The organism is Salmonella sp. SAL04157, from assembly GCF_046551635.1.
In the GTDB taxonomy this organism is placed as follows: domain Bacteria; phylum Pseudomonadota; class Gammaproteobacteria; order Enterobacterales; family Enterobacteriaceae; genus Salmonella; species Salmonella enterica.
This window is the reverse complement of record NZ_JBGDVS010000004.1, coordinates 1-16,196: the sequence shown is the minus strand read 5'-3', so window position 1 is coordinate 16,196 and position 16,196 is coordinate 1. Positions and strand designations below refer to the sequence as shown.

Genomic DNA, 16,196 nt, shown 5'->3' with positions numbered 1-16,196 from the left:
TACTATGAGTCTGAATTTCCTTGATTTTGAACAGCCGATAGCAGAGCTGGAAGCGAAAATCGATTCTCTGACTGCGGTAAGCCGCCAGGATGAGAAACTGGATATTAATATCGATGAAGAAGTCCATCGCCTGCGCGAAAAAAGCGTAGAACTGACGCGCAAAATCTTCGCCGATCTCGGCGCATGGCAGGTAGCCCAACTGGCGCGCCATCCGCAGCGTCCGTACACCCTGGATTATGTCCGTCTGGCGTTTGATGAGTTTGATGAGCTGGCGGGCGATCGCGCCTATGCGGATGACAAAGCCATCGTCGGCGGTATCGCGCGTCTGGAAGGGCGACCGGTGATGATCATTGGTCATCAGAAGGGTCGTGAAACCAAAGAAAAAATTCGTCGTAACTTTGGCATGCCTGCGCCGGAAGGCTACCGCAAAGCGCTGCGCCTGATGGAAATGGCTGAACGCTTCAACATGCCGATTATCACCTTCATCGACACCCCGGGCGCTTACCCTGGCGTGGGCGCGGAAGAGCGTGGTCAGTCTGAAGCTATCGCCCGCAACCTGCGTGAGATGTCTCGTCTGAACGTACCGGTCATCTGCACCGTGATTGGCGAAGGCGGCTCCGGCGGCGCATTGGCGATTGGCGTGGGTGATAAAGTGAATATGCTGCAATACAGCACCTATTCCGTTATCTCCCCGGAAGGTTGCGCCTCTATTTTGTGGAAGAGCGCCGACAAAGCGCCATTGGCTGCTGAAGCGATGGGTATCATCGCGCCGCGTCTGAAAGAGCTGAAGCTAATCGATTCCATCATTCCGGAGCCGCTGGGCGGCGCGCACCGTAATCCGGAAGCGATGGCGGCGTCGCTAAAAGCGCAGCTGCTGGAAGATTTAGCCGATCTCGATGTGTTAAGCACCGATGATTTAAAAAACCGTCGTTACCAGCGTTTGATGAGCTACGGTTACGCCTAATCATTTACCTCATTTTCCCAGGAGGCCGGATAATCCGGCCTCTTTTTTTTGGACGAGGAAAAATGAGACGCCGATGAGTTGATGTGATTAAACGCAACAGCATGTTCTCCCTGACACTGTAGCAACTGCCAGGCGTGTGGCCAGGGCAGGCAGTGAACTACCCTTCAAGGAGAAAATTATGGGATTGCAAAAAACACTGGCGCTCAGCGCCGTGGCGGCAGGAATCATGTTGAGCTTATCCGGTGCGCAGGCCGCGCCGCTGCTTAGCAGTAGTGAGCCAATGACCATCAACGCCAGCGATCTGGCGGCGAAAGAGAAAGCGCTGACGGATTTTCCGTTAATGGAGGCAGTGAAATCCTCTATCCAGACGTTGGATAACAGCGCGGTCGAACAAATCGAACCGGGGCGCGCCGCTAATCCGGCAAACGTAAAACGCGTTGAAAGTATTCTGAAAGAGGCCGACTGGGATTATCTGTTCCCGATGCGCGCGCCGGAATACACTTACTCTAACTTCCTGAAAGCGATAGGTAAATTCCCGGCGGTTTGTGGTACCTACACCGATGGACGCGATAGCGACGCTATCTGCCGTAAAACCCTGGCTACTATGTTTGCGCATTTTGCCCAGGAGACGGGCGGTCACGAAAGCTGGCGTGACATTCCGGAATGGCGTCAGGCGCTGGTCTATCTGCGCGAAGTCGGCTGGACAGAAGGGCAGAAAGGCGGCTACAACGGCGAATGTAACCCGGATGTATGGCAGGGCCAGACCTGGCCGTGCGGTAAAGATAAGGACGGCGATTTCCTCAGCTATTTTGGTCGCGGGGCAAAACAGCTTTCTTATAACTACAACTATGGGCCTTTCTCTGACGCGATGTATGGCGACGTTCGCCCTCTGCTGGATAAACCCGAGCTGGTGGCGGATACCTGGATGAACCTGGCGAGCGCCGTCTTCTTCTTTGTGTATCCGCAGCCGCCGAAGCCGTCTATGCTACATGTGATTGACGGTACCTGGCAGCCAAACGATCGCGATAAAGCAAACGGCCTGGTATCAGGTTTCGGCGTCACCATTCAAATCATCAATGGCGGCGTGGAGTGCGGCGGCGCAGATGAGAATGCGCAGTCGCTTAACCGTATCGCCTACTACAAAGAGTTTGCCAACTACCTGAAAGTGCCGGTGCCGGCGGACGAAGTGTTGGGCTGTAAAAAGATGAAGCAGTTCGATGAAGGCGGCGCTGGCGCGTTACCGATCTATTGGGAACAAGACTGGGGCTGGAGCGCCGATACTGCGGACGGTAAAACCTATTCCTGCCAGTTAGTGGGATATCAGACGCCGTATACCGCCTTTAAAGAGGGCGACTACACGAAATGTGTACAGCATTATTTCAACGTTAATGTCGTCGATGATAACGGAACCACTGAACCGGATGTCACGCCAACTCCGGCGCCAGTGACGGATGAAAACGTGGCGCCCGTCGCGCGCATTGCCGGGCCGGTCGGGGCGGTGGAAGCTGGTAGCCCGGTTTCACTCAGCGCGGAAGGATCGACCGACGCGAATGGCGACAAGCTCACCTATACCTGGATGTCGCAGGATGGCAAAACGCTGAGCGGCCAGGATAAAGCCGTTGTGATTTTCAACGCGCCGGATGTCACTCAGAACACCCAGTATGTGGTGAATCTGACTGTTAGCGACGGTACGCTCTCCAGCACTGCGGTTTATACGCTGAATGTGAAAGCGAAGGCCGCCGCTGCGGATGACGAAGATAAGACCACCAGCTACCCTGCCTGGAGCAGCAGCCAGAAATGGAATCCGGGCGACATCGTCAACAATAATGGCGCATTGTACCAGTGCAAACCGTTCCCGGAAGGCTCATGGTGTAATGTTGCGCCTGCCTACTATGAGCCCGGCGTAGGGATTGCCTGGGCCGATGCATGGAACGCATTGTAATAAGATAAATCCTGTCGGTGCTTTGCATCGGCAGGATTGTTACTATGCTTATCTCAGGTTTTTTCAGGAGAAAGCATGAACATCATCGCCATTATGGGGCCGCACGGGGTTTATTATAAAGATGAACCCATCAAGGAGCTTGAGCGTGCATTACAATCCCTGGGATTTCAAATTATCTGGCCGCAAAATAGCGTTGACTTGTTGAAGTTTATTGAACATAACCCGCGCATCTGCGGCGTTATTTTTGACTGGGATGAATACAGTCTCGACCTTTGTAGCGAAATCAACCAGCTAAATGAATACCTTCCTCTCTACGCCTTTATCAATACCAACTCCACGCTGGACGTTAGCGTTCACGATATGCGCATGGCGCTGTGGTTTTTTGAGTATGCATTGGGGCTGGCTGAAGATATCGCGACACGCATTCATCAATATACAAACGAATATCTCGATAATATTACGCCGCCGTTTACCAAAGCGCTGTTTACCTACGCCAAAGAAGGAAAATATACCTTTTGTACGCCGGGTCATATGGCGGGAACGGCGTATCAGAAAAGCCCGCCAGGCTGTCTGTTTTATGACTTTTTTGGCGGCAATACCTTAAAGGCCGATGTGTCGATTTCGGTGACTGAACTGGGATCGCTGCTGGATCACACCGGGCCGCATCTGGAAGCGGAAGAGTATATCGCCCGTACTTTTGGCGCCGAGCAGAGTTATATGGTGACGAACGGTACGTCGACCTCGAATAAAATTGTCGGTATGTATGCCGCGCCTGCGGGAAGTACGCTACTTATTGATCGTAATTGCCATAAATCGCTGGCGCATTTGCTGATGATGAGCGATGTGGTGCCTCTCTGGTTGAAGCCGACGCGCAATGCGCTCGGTATTCTCGGCGGTATTCCTAAGCGTGAATTTACCCGCGACAGCATTGCGCGTAAGGTGGCGGAAACCGCGCAGGCGCAATGGCCGGTTCATGCGGTTATCACCAATTCTACTTACGATGGTCTGCTGTATAACACTAACTGGATCAAGCAGATGCTGGACGTTCCCTCGATCCATTTTGATTCCGCCTGGGTACCCTATACCCATTTCCATCCGATCTACCAGGGGAAAAGCGGGATGAGCGGCGATCGGGTGCCCGGAAAAGTGATTTTCGAAACGCAATCCACCCATAAAATGCTGGCGGCTTTTTCGCAGGCGTCGCTTATTCATATCAAAGGGGAATATGACGAAGAGACGTTTAACGAAGCGTTTATGATGCACACTTCCACATCGCCGAGCTATCCCATTGTCGCCTCTATCGAGACCGCGGCGGCGATGCTGCGCGGCAATCCAGGGAAAAGATTGATTAATCGTTCGGTGGAGCGGGCGCTCCATTTTCGTAAAGAGGTACAGCGGTTACGTGAAGAGTCCGATAGCTGGTTCTTTGATATCTGGCAGCCGGAAGAGGTTGATGAGGCCGAATGCTGGCCGGTCACGCCGGGAGAAACCTGGCATGGCTTCACCGATGCTGATGACGATCATATGTTTCTCGATCCGGTTAAGGTGACAATCCTGACGCCGGGGATGGATGAACAGGGCAACATGAGCGAAGAGGGGATACCCGCCGCGCTGGTGGCGAAGTTCCTCGATGAGCGAGGCGTGGTGGTGGAAAAAACCGGGCCGTATAATTTGCTGTTTTTGTTCAGCATAGGGATTGATAAGACCCGTGCGATGGGGCTGCTGCGCGGGCTGACGGAATTTAAACGCGCCTACGATCTTAACCTGCGCGTCAAAAATATGTTGCCGGATCTGTATGCGGAAGATCCGGATTTTTATCGCAATATGCGCATTCAGGATCTGGCGCAGGGGATCCATAAACTGATCCGCCAGCACGATCTTCCGGGGCTGATGTTGCGGGCGTTCGAGGTTTTACCGGAGATGATCATGACCCCGCACCAGGCCTGGCAGCGTCAGATCAAAGGCGAGGTGGAAACCGTGGCGCTCGATCAACTGCCAGGGCGCGTTTCCGCGAATATGATCCTGCCTTATCCGCCAGGCGTTCCGCTGTTGATGCCCGGCGAGAGGATCACGCAACAGAGTCGGGCCGTGCTCGATTTTCTGCTGATGCTCTGCTCGATTGGCCAGCATTATCCCGGTTTTGAAACGGATATTCACGGCGCGAAACGGAATGAAGACGGGGTGTACCAGGTACGAGTCTTAAAACACGCCTGTTAGCTTGCCTGACGGGAATGTGACGAGTAACGTACTGATAATCAATAAAGGAGACGCTATGCTGGGATTAAAACAGGTTCATCACATCGCGATCATTGCGACAGACTATGCGGTGAGCAAGGCGTTTTACTGCGATATTCTGGGGTTCGATCTGCTAAGCGAAGCCTGGCGGGAAGAGCGTGACTCGTGGAAGGGCGATTTGGCGCTAAACGGGCAGTATGTAATTGAGCTTTTCTCTTTTCCCTTCCCTCCGGCGCGTCCAAGCCGACCTGAAGCCTGCGGCTTGCGCCATCTGGCTTTCAGCGTGGAAAATGTGGAAAACGCCGTTGCGCATCTGGAAAAGCATCAGGTTAAGTGCGAACCGATACGCATCGATCCGTATACCGGGAAGCGCTTTACTTTTTTCAACGATCCGGACGGTTTACCGCTTGAGCTGTATGAGCAGTAAGGCTTGTCATTAAGACGCTCGCCAGGTAACGTTGCCGGGCTAAGTCACTATAAGCATGGATCATGACCACTCTCACGTTGAATACCTCGTTACTCTCTTCTCGCCGTATTCTGACTGCCTTTAGCGGCGGCCTGGATTCTACGGTGCTTCTGCATCAACTGGTGTTGTGGCGAGAACGCCATCCTGACGTTACGCTGCGTGCTATCCATATTCATCACGGTTTAAGCCCTCATGCTGATAGCTGGGTGCGGCATTGCGAAACCGTATGCGAACGCTGGCAGGTTTCGCTGGTAGTGGAGCGGGTGACGCTGGCGGATAATGGCCTGGGTATCGAGGCCCATGCGCGTGAAGCGCGCTACCGGGCGTTCGCACAGACGCTATTGCCTGGCGAAGTGCTGGCAACCGCGCAGCACCTTGACGATCAGTGTGAAACATTCCTGCTGGCGTTAAAGCGCGGCAGTGGTCCGGCCGGACTTTCCGCGATGGGAGAACGCTCGCCTTTTGCCGGAACTCTGCTTCTTCGCCCGCTGTTGAGAGAAACGCGGAAGACGCTGGAACAGTGGGCTGTGCATCATGGCTTATGCTGGATTGAAGATGAAAGCAATCAGGATGACGCCTACGATCGCAATTTTTTACGCCTGCGCGCGCTTCCGCTCTTGCAGCAGCGCTGGCCGCATTTTCCTGCGGCGGTAGCCCGTAGCGCGACGCTCTGCGCCGAGCAAGAAAGGCTGCTGGACGAGCTTCTGGCCAGCGATCTTACGGACTGTATCACGACGGAGGGAACATTGCGGCTCTCTCCATTAATGTCGATGAGCGATGTACGGCGGGCGGCGATTTTGCGTCGCTGGCTGGCGATGCGTAATGCGCCGATGCCCTCTCGTGACGCGCTGGAACGTATCTGGCAGGAGGTGGCGCTGGCGCGCGACGATGCCTCTCCCTGTTTACGCTTTGGCGATCACGAGATTCGCCGTTATCAGTCGCAACTGTGGTGGATTAAATCCGTGGCCGGACAACACGAAACGACGGTCGCCTGGCCCGTCTGGCAAACACCGCTGGCGCTGCCTGCCGGCTTAGGGACGGTACAGCTCGTTCCTGGGGGCGAACTGCGCCGACCGCGAGAGGAAGAATCCGTCAGCATTCGGTTTAAGGCGCCAGGGTTGCTACACATTGTGGGACGTCACGGTGGACGTAAATTAAAGAAAATCTGGCAGGAGCAGGGGATCCCGCCCTGGCGACGAGACACCACGCCGCTGTTGTTTTACGGCGAAACGCTGATTGCGGCTGCGGGTGTTTTTGTGACGCGTGAGGGAGCAGCAGAAGATAAAGAAGGGGTGAGTCTGGTTTGGCATGCCTGATGGCGCTGCGCTTATCAGGCCTACGTATCGCATGGAACGTAGGCCGGATAAGGTGCTTGCACCGCCATCCGGCAACAAAATACTCAGGATTCGCTAACTACCACGGTACCAATTTCCGGGTGGCTGAAACTGGCGATTTTATCGAGACGAAGTTCACAAGACTCGCCGGAAACCTCGGCAAGCAGATACTCTACGTTTTTACGTAAGATCAAATCGTTCGCTTTTGCCTGCAAAACCTCGCCATCTTTTAACGTTAGCGTCAGTATTAAATGATGCATGCAGGCAAGCTCAAGACTATCGTAGTCATCGCAATTAATGGGTTGATACGTTTCATTCATTGACATAATCGCTCACCAGTAAGTTCGCGGCAGCATAAGCTGCCTTTTCCCTGACCGACTCTGAAAGGGCGCTATCTGCCGCCACTTCATTAAGCACTTTCAATACACAACCCAGCGCATCCGGGACATACCCTAAGTCTCCGCTGGCGATTTCCGCATACCGCTTGCGTACTAACTCACAATATTTTTCCACATGCCCTCCTGTCAGCATTCTGACTTAACCGTGGATGCAAGTCTAAGCCTACGAAGTTAAATCTTGTTTAGCAAGGTGACTATACCATACTCATTTGCGCAATATCAGCGCCTGACGCGAGTGGGTAAAAGATTCGTTAACAGCCTTTTAGCGCGGTTTTCGCTACAATGGGCGCCTGATTCGAAAGGAGTTTTCTCATGGCGCTTAAAGCGACAATTTATAAAGCCGTCGTCAATGTGGCTGACCTTGATCGCAACCGGTTTCTGGATGCGGCATTGACGCTGGCGCGTCACCCTTCTGAAACGCAGGAGCGCATGATGCTGCGCCTGTTGGCATGGATAAAATATGCTGATGAACGGTTGCAGTTTACACGCGGGCTCAGCGCGGAAGATGAGCCGGAGGCCTGGCTGCGCAACGATCATCTGGGCATCGATCTCTGGATAGAGCTGGGGCTGCCGGATGAGCGCCGTATTAAGAAAGCCTGTACTCAGGCGAGCGACGTCGCGCTCTTTGCTTATAACTCCCGGGCGGCGCAAATCTGGTGGCAGCAGCATCAAAGCAAGTGCGCGCAGTTCGCTAACCTGTCCGTCTGGTATCTGGATGACGGGCAACTGGCGCAGCTCAGTGAATTTGCCGATCGTACCATGACGCTACAGGCGACGATTCAGGACGGCGCAATCTGGCTTTCTGATGCTCGGAATAATCTGGAAATACAGCTAACCGCCTGGCAACAGCCCTCATGATTGCCATCTCCCGGACGGTCTCCATAGCCGATAATGAGCTGGAAATTACGGCCATTCGCGCGCAGGGCGCGGGTGGTCAGCACGTAAATAAGACCTCTAGCGCGATTCATTTGCGCTTTGACATTCGGGCCTCTGGCCTGCCAGAGTATTACAAACAGCGTTTGCAGACGGCCAGCCACCATCTGATAAGCGATGATGGCGTCATTATCATTAAGGCGCAGGAGTTCCGGAGCCAGGAGCTCAACCGGGAAGCGGCTATCGCCAGGCTGGTTGCCGTCATAAAAGAATTCACCGCGGAGCAGAAAAAACGTCGCGCAACCCGTCCGACGCGTGCCTCGAAGGAGCGCCGTTTGTCCTCAAAGGCGCAAAAATCTTCTGTAAAGGCGCTTCGCGGCAAAGTTCGTCGTCCACTGGATTGACGGGCAGGAATAGCAATTTCATAAGGATTTTATGGTGAGAACAGCAATATTGTCAGTAGCGGCAGCCTGTACGCTATTTGCATTGATAGGGTGTAATAACCGTGCGGAAGTTGACGCCCTGCAACCTGCGCAGGCGGCGGAATTAAAACCCATGCAGCAAAGCTGGCGCGGCGTGCTGCCCTGTGCGGATTGTGAAGGTATTGAAACGTCACTGTTTCTGGAAAAAGACGGCACATGGGTGATGAACGAGCGCTATCAGGGCGTGCGCGAGGAACCTTCCTCTTTTGCGTCATACGGTACCTGGGCGCGGACGGCGGATAAACTGGTGTTAACCGACAGCAATGGCGAGAAATCGTATTATCGCGCGAAAGGCAATGCGCTGGAGATGCTCGACAGAGAAGGCAATCCGGTGGCTTCGCAGCTTAATTATACGCTTGTGCCTGTTACCGCCAGCCTGCCGGTAACGCCAATGCCGTTGCGTGGTATGTATGTATACAGGGCCGATGCGGCGACCTTTACCGATTGTGCGACCGGAAAACGGCTGCCGGTCGCCAGTAACGCCCAGCTTGAGCGCGGCTATCTGACGGCGAAAGGTGAAGCGGAAAAACCGGTGCTGCTGACGGTAGAAGGGCATTTTGTGTTTGCCGCGAACCCGGACACGGGCGAGCCGGTAAAAATGCTAATAGCCGATAAAAACGCGAAGTTTGCGCCGGGTAAAGATTGCACTCACTAATAAAAGGCCTCGCAGGATGCGAGGCCTTTACATATCTGCCGGGTGGCGCCGGGCAATCCCAACAAAATGTCGTTTAGCCTTTAATCGCCTTGACCAGATAATCAACGATATCGCCGGTTTTAATCAGCGATTTTTCACCGCTGCGACGGTATTTATACTCAATATCGTCGTTATCCAGGTTGCGATCGCCAATCACGATAGTATGTGGAATACCAATCAGCTCCATATCGGCAAACATCACGCCCGGGCGCTCTTTACGGTCGTCCATCAGCACTTCAATGCCCTGCGCGCGCAATTCGCTGTACAGCTTTTCCGCCAGCTCCTGCACACGGAAGGATTTGTGCATATTCATCGGCAGAATAGCGACCTGGAAAGGCGCAATGGCGTCAGGCCATACAATGCCGCGCTCGTCAAAGTTCTGCTCGATAGCCGCGGCAACGACACGTGTTACGCCGATACCATAGCAGCCCATTGTCAGGATCTGGTTACGGCCATCTTCACCCTGAACGGAGGCTTTCAGCGCTTCTGAGTACTTGGTACCTAACTGGAAGATGTGACCCACTTCGATACCGCGTTTGATAAGCAACGTTCCCTGACCATCCGGACTCGGATCGCCGGCGACTACGTTACGGATGTCGGCAACAACAGGCGTCGCCACATCGCGATCCCAGTTAATACCAAAGTAGTGTTTACCGTCGATGTTGGCGCCAGCGGCAAAATCGCTCATGGCGGCAACGGTACGATCGATGATGACCGGAATCGACATATTGACCGGGCCGAGGGAGCCAGGGCCGGCATTAATTACGGCGCGAATCTCTTCTTCGGTAGCGAAGGTCAGCGGGCTGGCAACGTGCGGCAGTTTTTCCGCTTTAACTTCATTCAGTTCATGATCGCCGCGAACCAGCAGAGCCACCAGCGGAGACTTGCTGTCTTTCGCCGCTTTCACCAGCAGCGTTTTTACCGTTTTTTCAATTGGCAGGTTGAACTGTTCCACCAGCTCCGCGATGGTTTTGGCATTTGGCGTATCGACCAGAGTCATTTCCTGCGTCGCCGCTGCGCGCGGCGTTTGCGGCGCGATAGCTTCTGCCAGTTCAATGTTAGCCGCGTAATCAGAAACATCAGAGAAAACGATATCGTCTTCGCCGCTTTGCGCCAGCACCTGGAATTCATGCGAGGCGTTGCCGCCGATAGAACCGGTATCGGCCTGTACCGCGCGGAAATCCAGCCCCATACGGCTGAAGATACGGCTATACGCGGCGTACATGGCGTCATAGGTTTCCTGCAACGACTCCTGAGAGGTGTGGAAAGAGTAAGCATCTTTCATCAGGAATTCGCGCGAACGCATCACGCCAAAGCGCGGACGCACTTCATCACGGAATTTGGTCTGGATTTGGAAGAAGTTCAGCGGCAACTGCTTATAAGAGCTGAGTTCATTACGCACCAGATCGGTGATAACTTCTTCGTGGGTCGGGCCGAGTACGAACGGACGCTCGCCACGGTCGACAAAACGCAGCAGTTCCGGACCGTACTGTTCCCAACGACCACTCTCTTGCCACAGGTCGGCTGGCTGAACGACTGGCATCGACACCTCGATAGCACCGGCGTTGTTCATCTCTTCACGCACGATGTTTTCGACTTTTTTCAGGACGCGCAGGCCGGTCGGCAGCCAGGTATATAACCCGGAGGCGAGCTTGCGGATCATCCCGGCGCGCAGCATCAGCTGGTGGCTGATAACCTCGGCGTCGGCAGGTGTCTCCTTCAGAGTGGAGAGCAGGTATTGGCTAGTACGCATGTTGTTACGGTTCCAGTTGAACGATCGAACAGGCTCAATGTGAGCCTGATACAAAAAAAGTGATTTAGTTTACCAGCGTGCAAGAGATGTCAAAAGAGAAGGGAGTGAAATTACCGTGGTTCCAGCGCAAACACTTCAAATCCAGTGCTAACCACACGCCAGCGCACGTTAAAATCATGCAGCCAGACGGCATAGGTTTTGCCCGTCTCTTCACCCTTACGATAAGCCGGGCGAGGATCTTGCGCCAGCACATCGCAAATAAATGTCCGTAGCTGCGGATAACGCCTTTCCAGCGTCGTAAGCTGTTGAGCCACCTCAGCGGTAAAACTCACGGGCATTTCAGCTATCGGCGCCTGTTGCGCATAGCTGGCGGCGGCGTCCGGTAAGGCCTCGGCAAACGGTAAATACGGTTTGATATCCACCACCGGCGTGCCATCCACCAGATCCAGACTGCCTAATTTCAGAATTACGCTCTCTTTCCGGCACTCGATACCTTTTAGCGCAACGAGCGACATGCCAATCGGATTGGGGCGGAACGTGGAGCGCGTGGCAAAAACGCCCATTCTGGCGTTACCGCCAAGACGGGGCGGACGAACTGTTGGCCGCCAGCCGCCGTCCATCGTCTGATGAAAAACGAAAAGCACCCACAAATGGCTGAACGCCTCCAGGCCGCGAACGGCATCGGCCTGGTTGTAAGGCGCTATCAGATGCAGTTCGCCGCAGGCGCTTTTGACCAGACCGGGCTGGCGCGGAACGGCGAATTTTTCTTTATAGGGGGAGCGAATAACGCCGATTTGTTCAAACTGAAAGCTGCTCATTTCGCCGAAATATTCAGGGCGGACCCGATACAAACCGCCTGACGATAGCAGCCTGGCGTGCCGCTGGTAATTTCACAGCTGTGCAGCAGGACGGCGTTGGCTTTCATTTTAGATGCATTAATCTGCATACGCTTGCGCGCAGTTGGAATGTTAGGCGGAGAGTCTTGATTTGTCGCCTGGCAGGATTCGCCGCTAACCTCGCCAAGATCGCGGAAAGGTTTGCCGACTAAGTCTTCAGCATTGGTGTAAATCCTGACGGGAGCGGCACGCGGCGCTTTAGGTTTCTCCGGCTCCGCTTTTGGCGGGGTTGCGGTGCTTTGAACGGGTTCAACAGGGGATCTGCTTAGCATGGAACAACCGCCCAGCATGAGTGCCAATAAACAGATCGGTAAAGCACGCATAATATTTCCTCAATGAATGTTCTAATTGCCAGATATTGAATCAGGAGCTTGCATAAATGACAAGACGGGCAATAGCCCGTCCTGAATAATATTACAGATTGTGGAATCAGCCTAAAACTTACCAGCCTTTCACCGCGCCGCCATTAAAAACTTTATTTGCGGCTTCGTACACTTCATCAGACTGGTAAGCCTGAACGAATTTTTTCACATTCTCGGCGTCTTTGTTATCTTCACGCGTCACGATAAGGTTAACGTACGGAGAATCTTTATCTTCAACGAAGATACCGTCTTTCGCTGGCGTCAGGCCAATCTGGCTGGCGTAAGTCGTATTGATGACCGCTAACGCGATCTGCGCGTCATCCAGCGAACGCGGCAACTGCGGCGCTTCCAGCTCAACAATTTTCAGATTTTTCGGGTTTTCCACGATATCCAGCGAGGTAGGAAGCAGACCGACGCCGTCTTTCAGTTTAATCAGCCCTACTTTTTGCAGCAGCAACAGGGAACGACCAAGGTTGGTCGGGTCGTTAGGCACAGCGACCTGGGAACCGTCCTTGAGCTCATCCAGAGATTTGATTTTTTTGGAATATCCTGCAATGGGATAGACAAAAGTCTTACCAACGGAAACCAGTTTGTAGCCGCGATCTTTGATTTGCTGATCCAGATACGGTTTGTGCTGGAAGGCATTGGCATCGATATCGCCTTTGCTCAGCGCTTCATTAGGCAGAACATAATCATTAAAGGTCACCAATTCCACGTCCAGGCCGTATTTTTCTTTCGCGACTTTCTGCGCGACTTCGGCAACTTGCTGCTCTGCGCCAACGATTACGCCGACTTTAATATGATTCGGATCTTTTTCATCCTGACCGCAACCCGCAAGTGCCAGAGAACCAATCAGAGCACCCACTGCCGCAAAGGTTTTGAATTTGAACGCCATGCTTATTTCCTTAATGAGTATTTGTGTTGTGTTTAACGTTACTTATGCGTGACAGCCCTGACGATGCGATCGCCGGATAACTGAATTAAATAAACCAGAACGACAAGTAATACCAGCACCGTATTCATCACGGTAGCATTGTATCCAATATAACCGTACTGATAGCCGATTTGACCGAGGCCGCCTGCGCCGACGGCGCCGCCCATTGCGGAGTAACCGACCAGGGTGATCAGTGTAATGGTTGCCGCATTCACCAGACCAGGCAGCGCTTCCGGTAAAAGGATTTTACGTACAATTTGCAGCGGCGTGGCGCCCATCGCTCGCGAGGCTTCAATCAGCCCGGCAGGGATCTCTAACAACGCATTTTCCACCATACGGGCGATAAAAGGCGCGGCGCCGACGGTCAGCGGTACAATTGCGGCCTGCAAACCAATGGAGGTGCCGACAATTATTCGGGTAAAAGGAATCATCCACACCAGCAGGATGATAAAGGGAATCGAGCGGAAAATATTGACCACCGCGGAGAGGGAGCGATACAGCCGGGCGTTCTCCATAATCTGCCCCGGGCGCGTAACATACAGCAATACGCCGACCGGCAGGCCAATCACGAAACCGAAGAAACCGGAGACAAAGGTCATCGCCAGCGTTTCCCAGACGCCACGAACCAGTAACCACATCATTGCCTCAGACATAACCCAGTACCTCAACTTTCACATGGTGATCCTGCAGCCAGGCAATTGCGGCTTGCGTCTCTTCTTGTGTGCCGTGCATTTCCGTTAGCATAATGCCGAACTTCACACCGCCCGCGTAATCCATCTGCGCGCTGATAATATTATTGTTCACGTTGAAACGACGCGCGGTTTCAGAAAGCAGCGGGGCATCCACAGACTGTCCGGTGAACTCCATGCGCAGCATCGGCACGCTGTCAGTTTCCGGCGACGCTTTCAAACGCGCCTGGTAATCTTCCGGAATGTCCAGGTGCAGAGTGGACTGAATAAACTTCTGCGCCAGCGGCGTTTTAGGATGCGAGAAGACTTCGCTGACCGTATCCTGCTCAATAAGCTCGCCATTACTGATGACGGCAACGCAGTCGCAGATACGTTTTACGACATCCATTTCATGAGTGATAAGCAGAATCGTCAACCCCAAACGACGGTTGATATCTTTCAGCAATTCCAGAATCGAACGGGTCGTCGCAGGATCAAGCGCGCTGGTGGCTTCATCGCACAGCAATACTTTTGGATTACTGGCTAACGCGCGGGCAATCGCGACACGCTGTTTCTGACCGCCGGAAAGATTTGCCGGATAGCTGTCGTGCTTGTCGCCAAGACCGACTAAATCCAGCAGCTCTGTGACACGGCGTTTGATCTCTTCCTTTGGTGTGTTATCCAGTTCCAGCGGCAACGCGACGTTGCCAAACACGGTACGGGAAGAGAGCAGGTTAAAATGTTGGAAAATCATGCCGATTTGACGGCGAGCTTTGGTCAACTCAGACTCTGAAAGCGTTGTCAGCTCCTGACCGCCGACCTGAACGCTACCTTCGGTTGGGCGTTCAAGTAAATTAACGCAGCGGATAAGCGTACTTTTACCGGCGCCGGAGGCGCCAATGACGCCATAAATCTGCCCGGCAGGGACGTGCAGGCTGACATTATTTAGCGCCTGAATGGTGCGCGTCCCCTGCTGGAACACTTTGGTAATATTCGAAAGTTTAATCATTGGTTATTTATTATCGTAATTAAGTTAGCCGTGGCATTTTCGTCTGTCTAATACGGTCAACGCCGTCAACAGAATGGATGTTAAGGCATCCAGACGTCTAAATCAATCAGGCTTTATACGATGAGCACTTTCTTGCCTGCTGAAACATGCGATACTAGCGCCACTTGCTTTACTCAGGAGCTATAAAAGGTGGCAAAGTCTGTACCCGCAATTTTTCTCGACCGTGACGGCACCATTAATGTGGATCACGGCTACGTACATGAAATCGATGCATTTGAGTTTATAGACGGTGTTATTGACGCGATGCGCGAGCTAAAAAAAATGGGCTATGCGCTGGTGGTGGTGACGAACCAGTCCGGAATCGCGCGCGGCAAATTCACCGAGGCGCAGTTTGAAACGTTAACCGAATGGATGGACTGGTCGTTGGCGGATCGCGATGTTGATTTGGACGGCATCTATTATTGTCCTCACCATCCGCAGGGCAGTATAGAAGAGTTCCGCCAGGTATGTGATTGCCGCAAGCCGCATCCAGGAATGCTTATCTCGGCGCGTGATTTCCTGCATATCGATATGGCGGCTTCTTATATGGTGGGAGACAAGCTGGAAGATATGCAGGCGGCAGCGGCGGCAAATGTCGGGACAAAAGTGCTGGTGCGTACGGGCAAACCGGTCACGGCAGAAGCAGAAAACGCGGCGGACTGGGTGTTAAACAGCCTTGCCGACCTGCCATCGGCGATAAAAAAGCAGCAAAAATAAGCGTTATGGATAAAAGATGAGCGGTTAAAACAAAAATGCATTTTTCCGCTTGTCTTCCTGAACCGACTCCCTATAATGCGCCTCCATCGACACGGCGGATGTGAATCACTTCACACAAACAGCCGGTCGGTTGAAGAGAAAAATCCTGAAATTCAGGGTTGACTCTGAAAGAGGAAAGCGTAATATACGCCACCTCGCGACGGTGAGCTGAAAGCCGCGTCGCACCTGCTCTTTAACAATTTATCAGACAATCTGTGTGGGCACTCGAAGATACGGATTCTTAACGTCCTAGGACGAAAAATGAATACCAAGTCTCAAGAGTGAACACGTAATTCATTACGAAGTTTAATTCATTGAGCATCAAACTTTTAAATTGAAGAGTTTGATCATGGCTCAGATTGAACGCTGGCGGCAGGCCTAACACATGCAA

General features: G+C 53.1%; 17 protein-coding genes. 9 read left to right on the top strand and 8 right to left on the bottom strand.

From position 1 onward, the window contains the following. Positions 1–4: 4 nt before the first annotated feature. From accA to tilS, 5 genes are all read left to right on the top strand, one after another. Positions 5–964 carry an acetyl-CoA carboxylase carboxyl transferase subunit alpha gene (accA, locus tag ACLJRE_RS09935; RefSeq protein WP_000055753.1) on the top strand — a complete coding sequence of 320 codons (960 nt, stop codon included), beginning with the start codon at positions 5–7 and terminating at the stop codon, positions 962–964. Positions 965–1,142: 178 nt separating this feature from the next. Further along, positions 1,143–2,906 (top strand): chitinase, encoded by a 1,764-nt coding sequence (locus ACLJRE_RS09930; RefSeq protein ID WP_000524167.1) that lies wholly within the window; start codon positions 1,143–1,145, stop codon positions 2,904–2,906. A 75-nt stretch (positions 2,907–2,981) separates the two neighbouring features. Beyond that, positions 2,982–5,123, top strand: coding sequence for a lysine decarboxylase LdcC (gene ldcC, locus ACLJRE_RS09925; RefSeq protein ID WP_001021044.1), 2,142 nt, complete (start codon positions 2,982–2,984; stop codon positions 5,121–5,123). A gap of 55 nt (positions 5,124–5,178) precedes the next feature. Continuing rightward, on the top strand, positions 5,179–5,568 hold the full coding sequence (locus ACLJRE_RS09920; RefSeq protein ID WP_000901086.1) for a VOC family protein: 390 nt from the start codon (positions 5,179–5,181) through the stop codon (positions 5,566–5,568). Positions 5,569–5,630: 62 nt separating this feature from the next. Beyond that, positions 5,631–6,923, top strand: a complete 1,293-nt coding sequence (tilS, locus tag ACLJRE_RS09915; protein WP_023212423.1) for a tRNA lysidine(34) synthetase TilS — start codon at positions 5,631–5,633, stop codon at positions 6,921–6,923. An 83-nt stretch (positions 6,924–7,006) separates the two neighbouring features. On the opposite strand, the gene rof is transcribed toward tilS, so the two are convergent. Together rof and ACLJRE_RS09905 are read right to left on the bottom strand one after the other, a co-directional pair. Then, positions 7,007–7,267 carry a Rho-binding antiterminator gene (gene rof, locus ACLJRE_RS09910; protein WP_000062330.1) on the bottom strand — a complete coding sequence of 87 codons (261 nt, stop codon included), beginning with the start codon at positions 7,265–7,267 and terminating at the stop codon, positions 7,007–7,009. Then, the gene (locus ACLJRE_RS09905; RefSeq protein ID WP_001518678.1) at positions 7,254–7,454 is read right to left on the bottom strand and encodes a YaeP family protein; all 201 of its coding nucleotides are present in this window, start codon (positions 7,452–7,454) and stop codon (positions 7,254–7,256) included. The genes rof and ACLJRE_RS09905 overlap by 14 nt, the downstream gene beginning before the upstream one ends. Before the next feature lie 197 nt (positions 7,455–7,651). Between ACLJRE_RS09905 and ACLJRE_RS09900 the strand changes: the two genes are divergently transcribed. From ACLJRE_RS09900 to nlpE, 3 genes are read left to right on the top strand one after another with little or no spacing between them, the layout of a single operon-like run. Next, positions 7,652–8,197 carry a YaeQ family protein gene (locus ACLJRE_RS09900; RefSeq protein ID WP_001185319.1) on the top strand — a complete coding sequence of 182 codons (546 nt, stop codon included), beginning with the start codon at positions 7,652–7,654 and terminating at the stop codon, positions 8,195–8,197. Continuing rightward, complete coding sequence (gene arfB, locus ACLJRE_RS09895) at positions 8,194–8,616, top strand: alternative ribosome rescue aminoacyl-tRNA hydrolase ArfB (protein WP_023212422.1); 423 nt, start codon at positions 8,194–8,196, stop codon at positions 8,614–8,616. Before ACLJRE_RS09900 ends, arfB begins: the two co-directional genes overlap by 4 nt. A gap of 31 nt (positions 8,617–8,647) precedes the next feature. Continuing rightward, on the top strand, positions 8,648–9,349 hold the full coding sequence (gene nlpE, locus ACLJRE_RS09890; protein WP_000252576.1) for an envelope stress response activation lipoprotein NlpE: 702 nt from the start codon (positions 8,648–8,650) through the stop codon (positions 9,347–9,349). Positions 9,350–9,422: 73 nt separating this feature from the next. Here the strand turns inward: nlpE and proS are convergent, their stop codons facing one another. The 6 genes from proS to metN all read right to left on the bottom strand — a co-directional run bounded on the left by proS (position 9,423) and on the right by metN (position 15,010). After that, positions 9,423–11,141, bottom strand: coding sequence for a proline--tRNA ligase (proS, locus tag ACLJRE_RS09885; protein WP_001260675.1), 1,719 nt, complete (start codon positions 11,139–11,141; stop codon positions 9,423–9,425). A 110-nt stretch (positions 11,142–11,251) separates the two neighbouring features. Continuing rightward, on the bottom strand, positions 11,252–11,959 hold the full coding sequence (tsaA, locus tag ACLJRE_RS09880) for a tRNA (N6-threonylcarbamoyladenosine(37)-N6)-methyltransferase TrmO (RefSeq protein ID WP_000093989.1): 708 nt from the start codon (positions 11,957–11,959) through the stop codon (positions 11,252–11,254). Then, positions 11,956–12,360, bottom strand: coding sequence for an Rcs stress response system protein RcsF (gene rcsF / locus ACLJRE_RS09875; protein WP_001202315.1), 405 nt, complete (start codon positions 12,358–12,360; stop codon positions 11,956–11,958). Before rcsF ends, tsaA begins: the two co-directional genes overlap by 4 nt. A 118-nt stretch (positions 12,361–12,478) precedes the next feature. Further along, positions 12,479–13,294: a methionine ABC transporter substrate-binding lipoprotein MetQ gene (gene metQ, locus ACLJRE_RS09870; RefSeq protein WP_000874215.1), complete on the bottom strand. Its 816-nt coding sequence runs from the start codon at positions 13,292–13,294 to the stop codon at positions 12,479–12,481. 38 nt (positions 13,295–13,332) lie between these two features. Beyond that, positions 13,333–13,986 carry a methionine ABC transporter permease MetI gene (locus tag ACLJRE_RS09865; protein WP_001287486.1) on the bottom strand — a complete coding sequence of 218 codons (654 nt, stop codon included), beginning with the start codon at positions 13,984–13,986 and terminating at the stop codon, positions 13,333–13,335. Further along, on the bottom strand, positions 13,979–15,010 hold the full coding sequence (metN, locus tag ACLJRE_RS09860; RefSeq protein ID WP_000594021.1) for a methionine ABC transporter ATP-binding protein MetN: 1,032 nt from the start codon (positions 15,008–15,010) through the stop codon (positions 13,979–13,981). The genes ACLJRE_RS09865 and metN overlap by 8 nt, the downstream gene beginning before the upstream one ends. 189 nt (positions 15,011–15,199) lie before the next feature. Here metN and gmhB point away from each other — a divergent pair, with 189 nt between their 5' ends. After that, entirely contained in the window at positions 15,200–15,766 is a 567-nt protein-coding gene (gene gmhB, locus ACLJRE_RS09855; RefSeq protein WP_001140158.1) for a D-glycero-beta-D-manno-heptose 1,7-bisphosphate 7-phosphatase, read from the top strand. Positions 15,767–16,196: the final 430 nt, after the last annotated feature.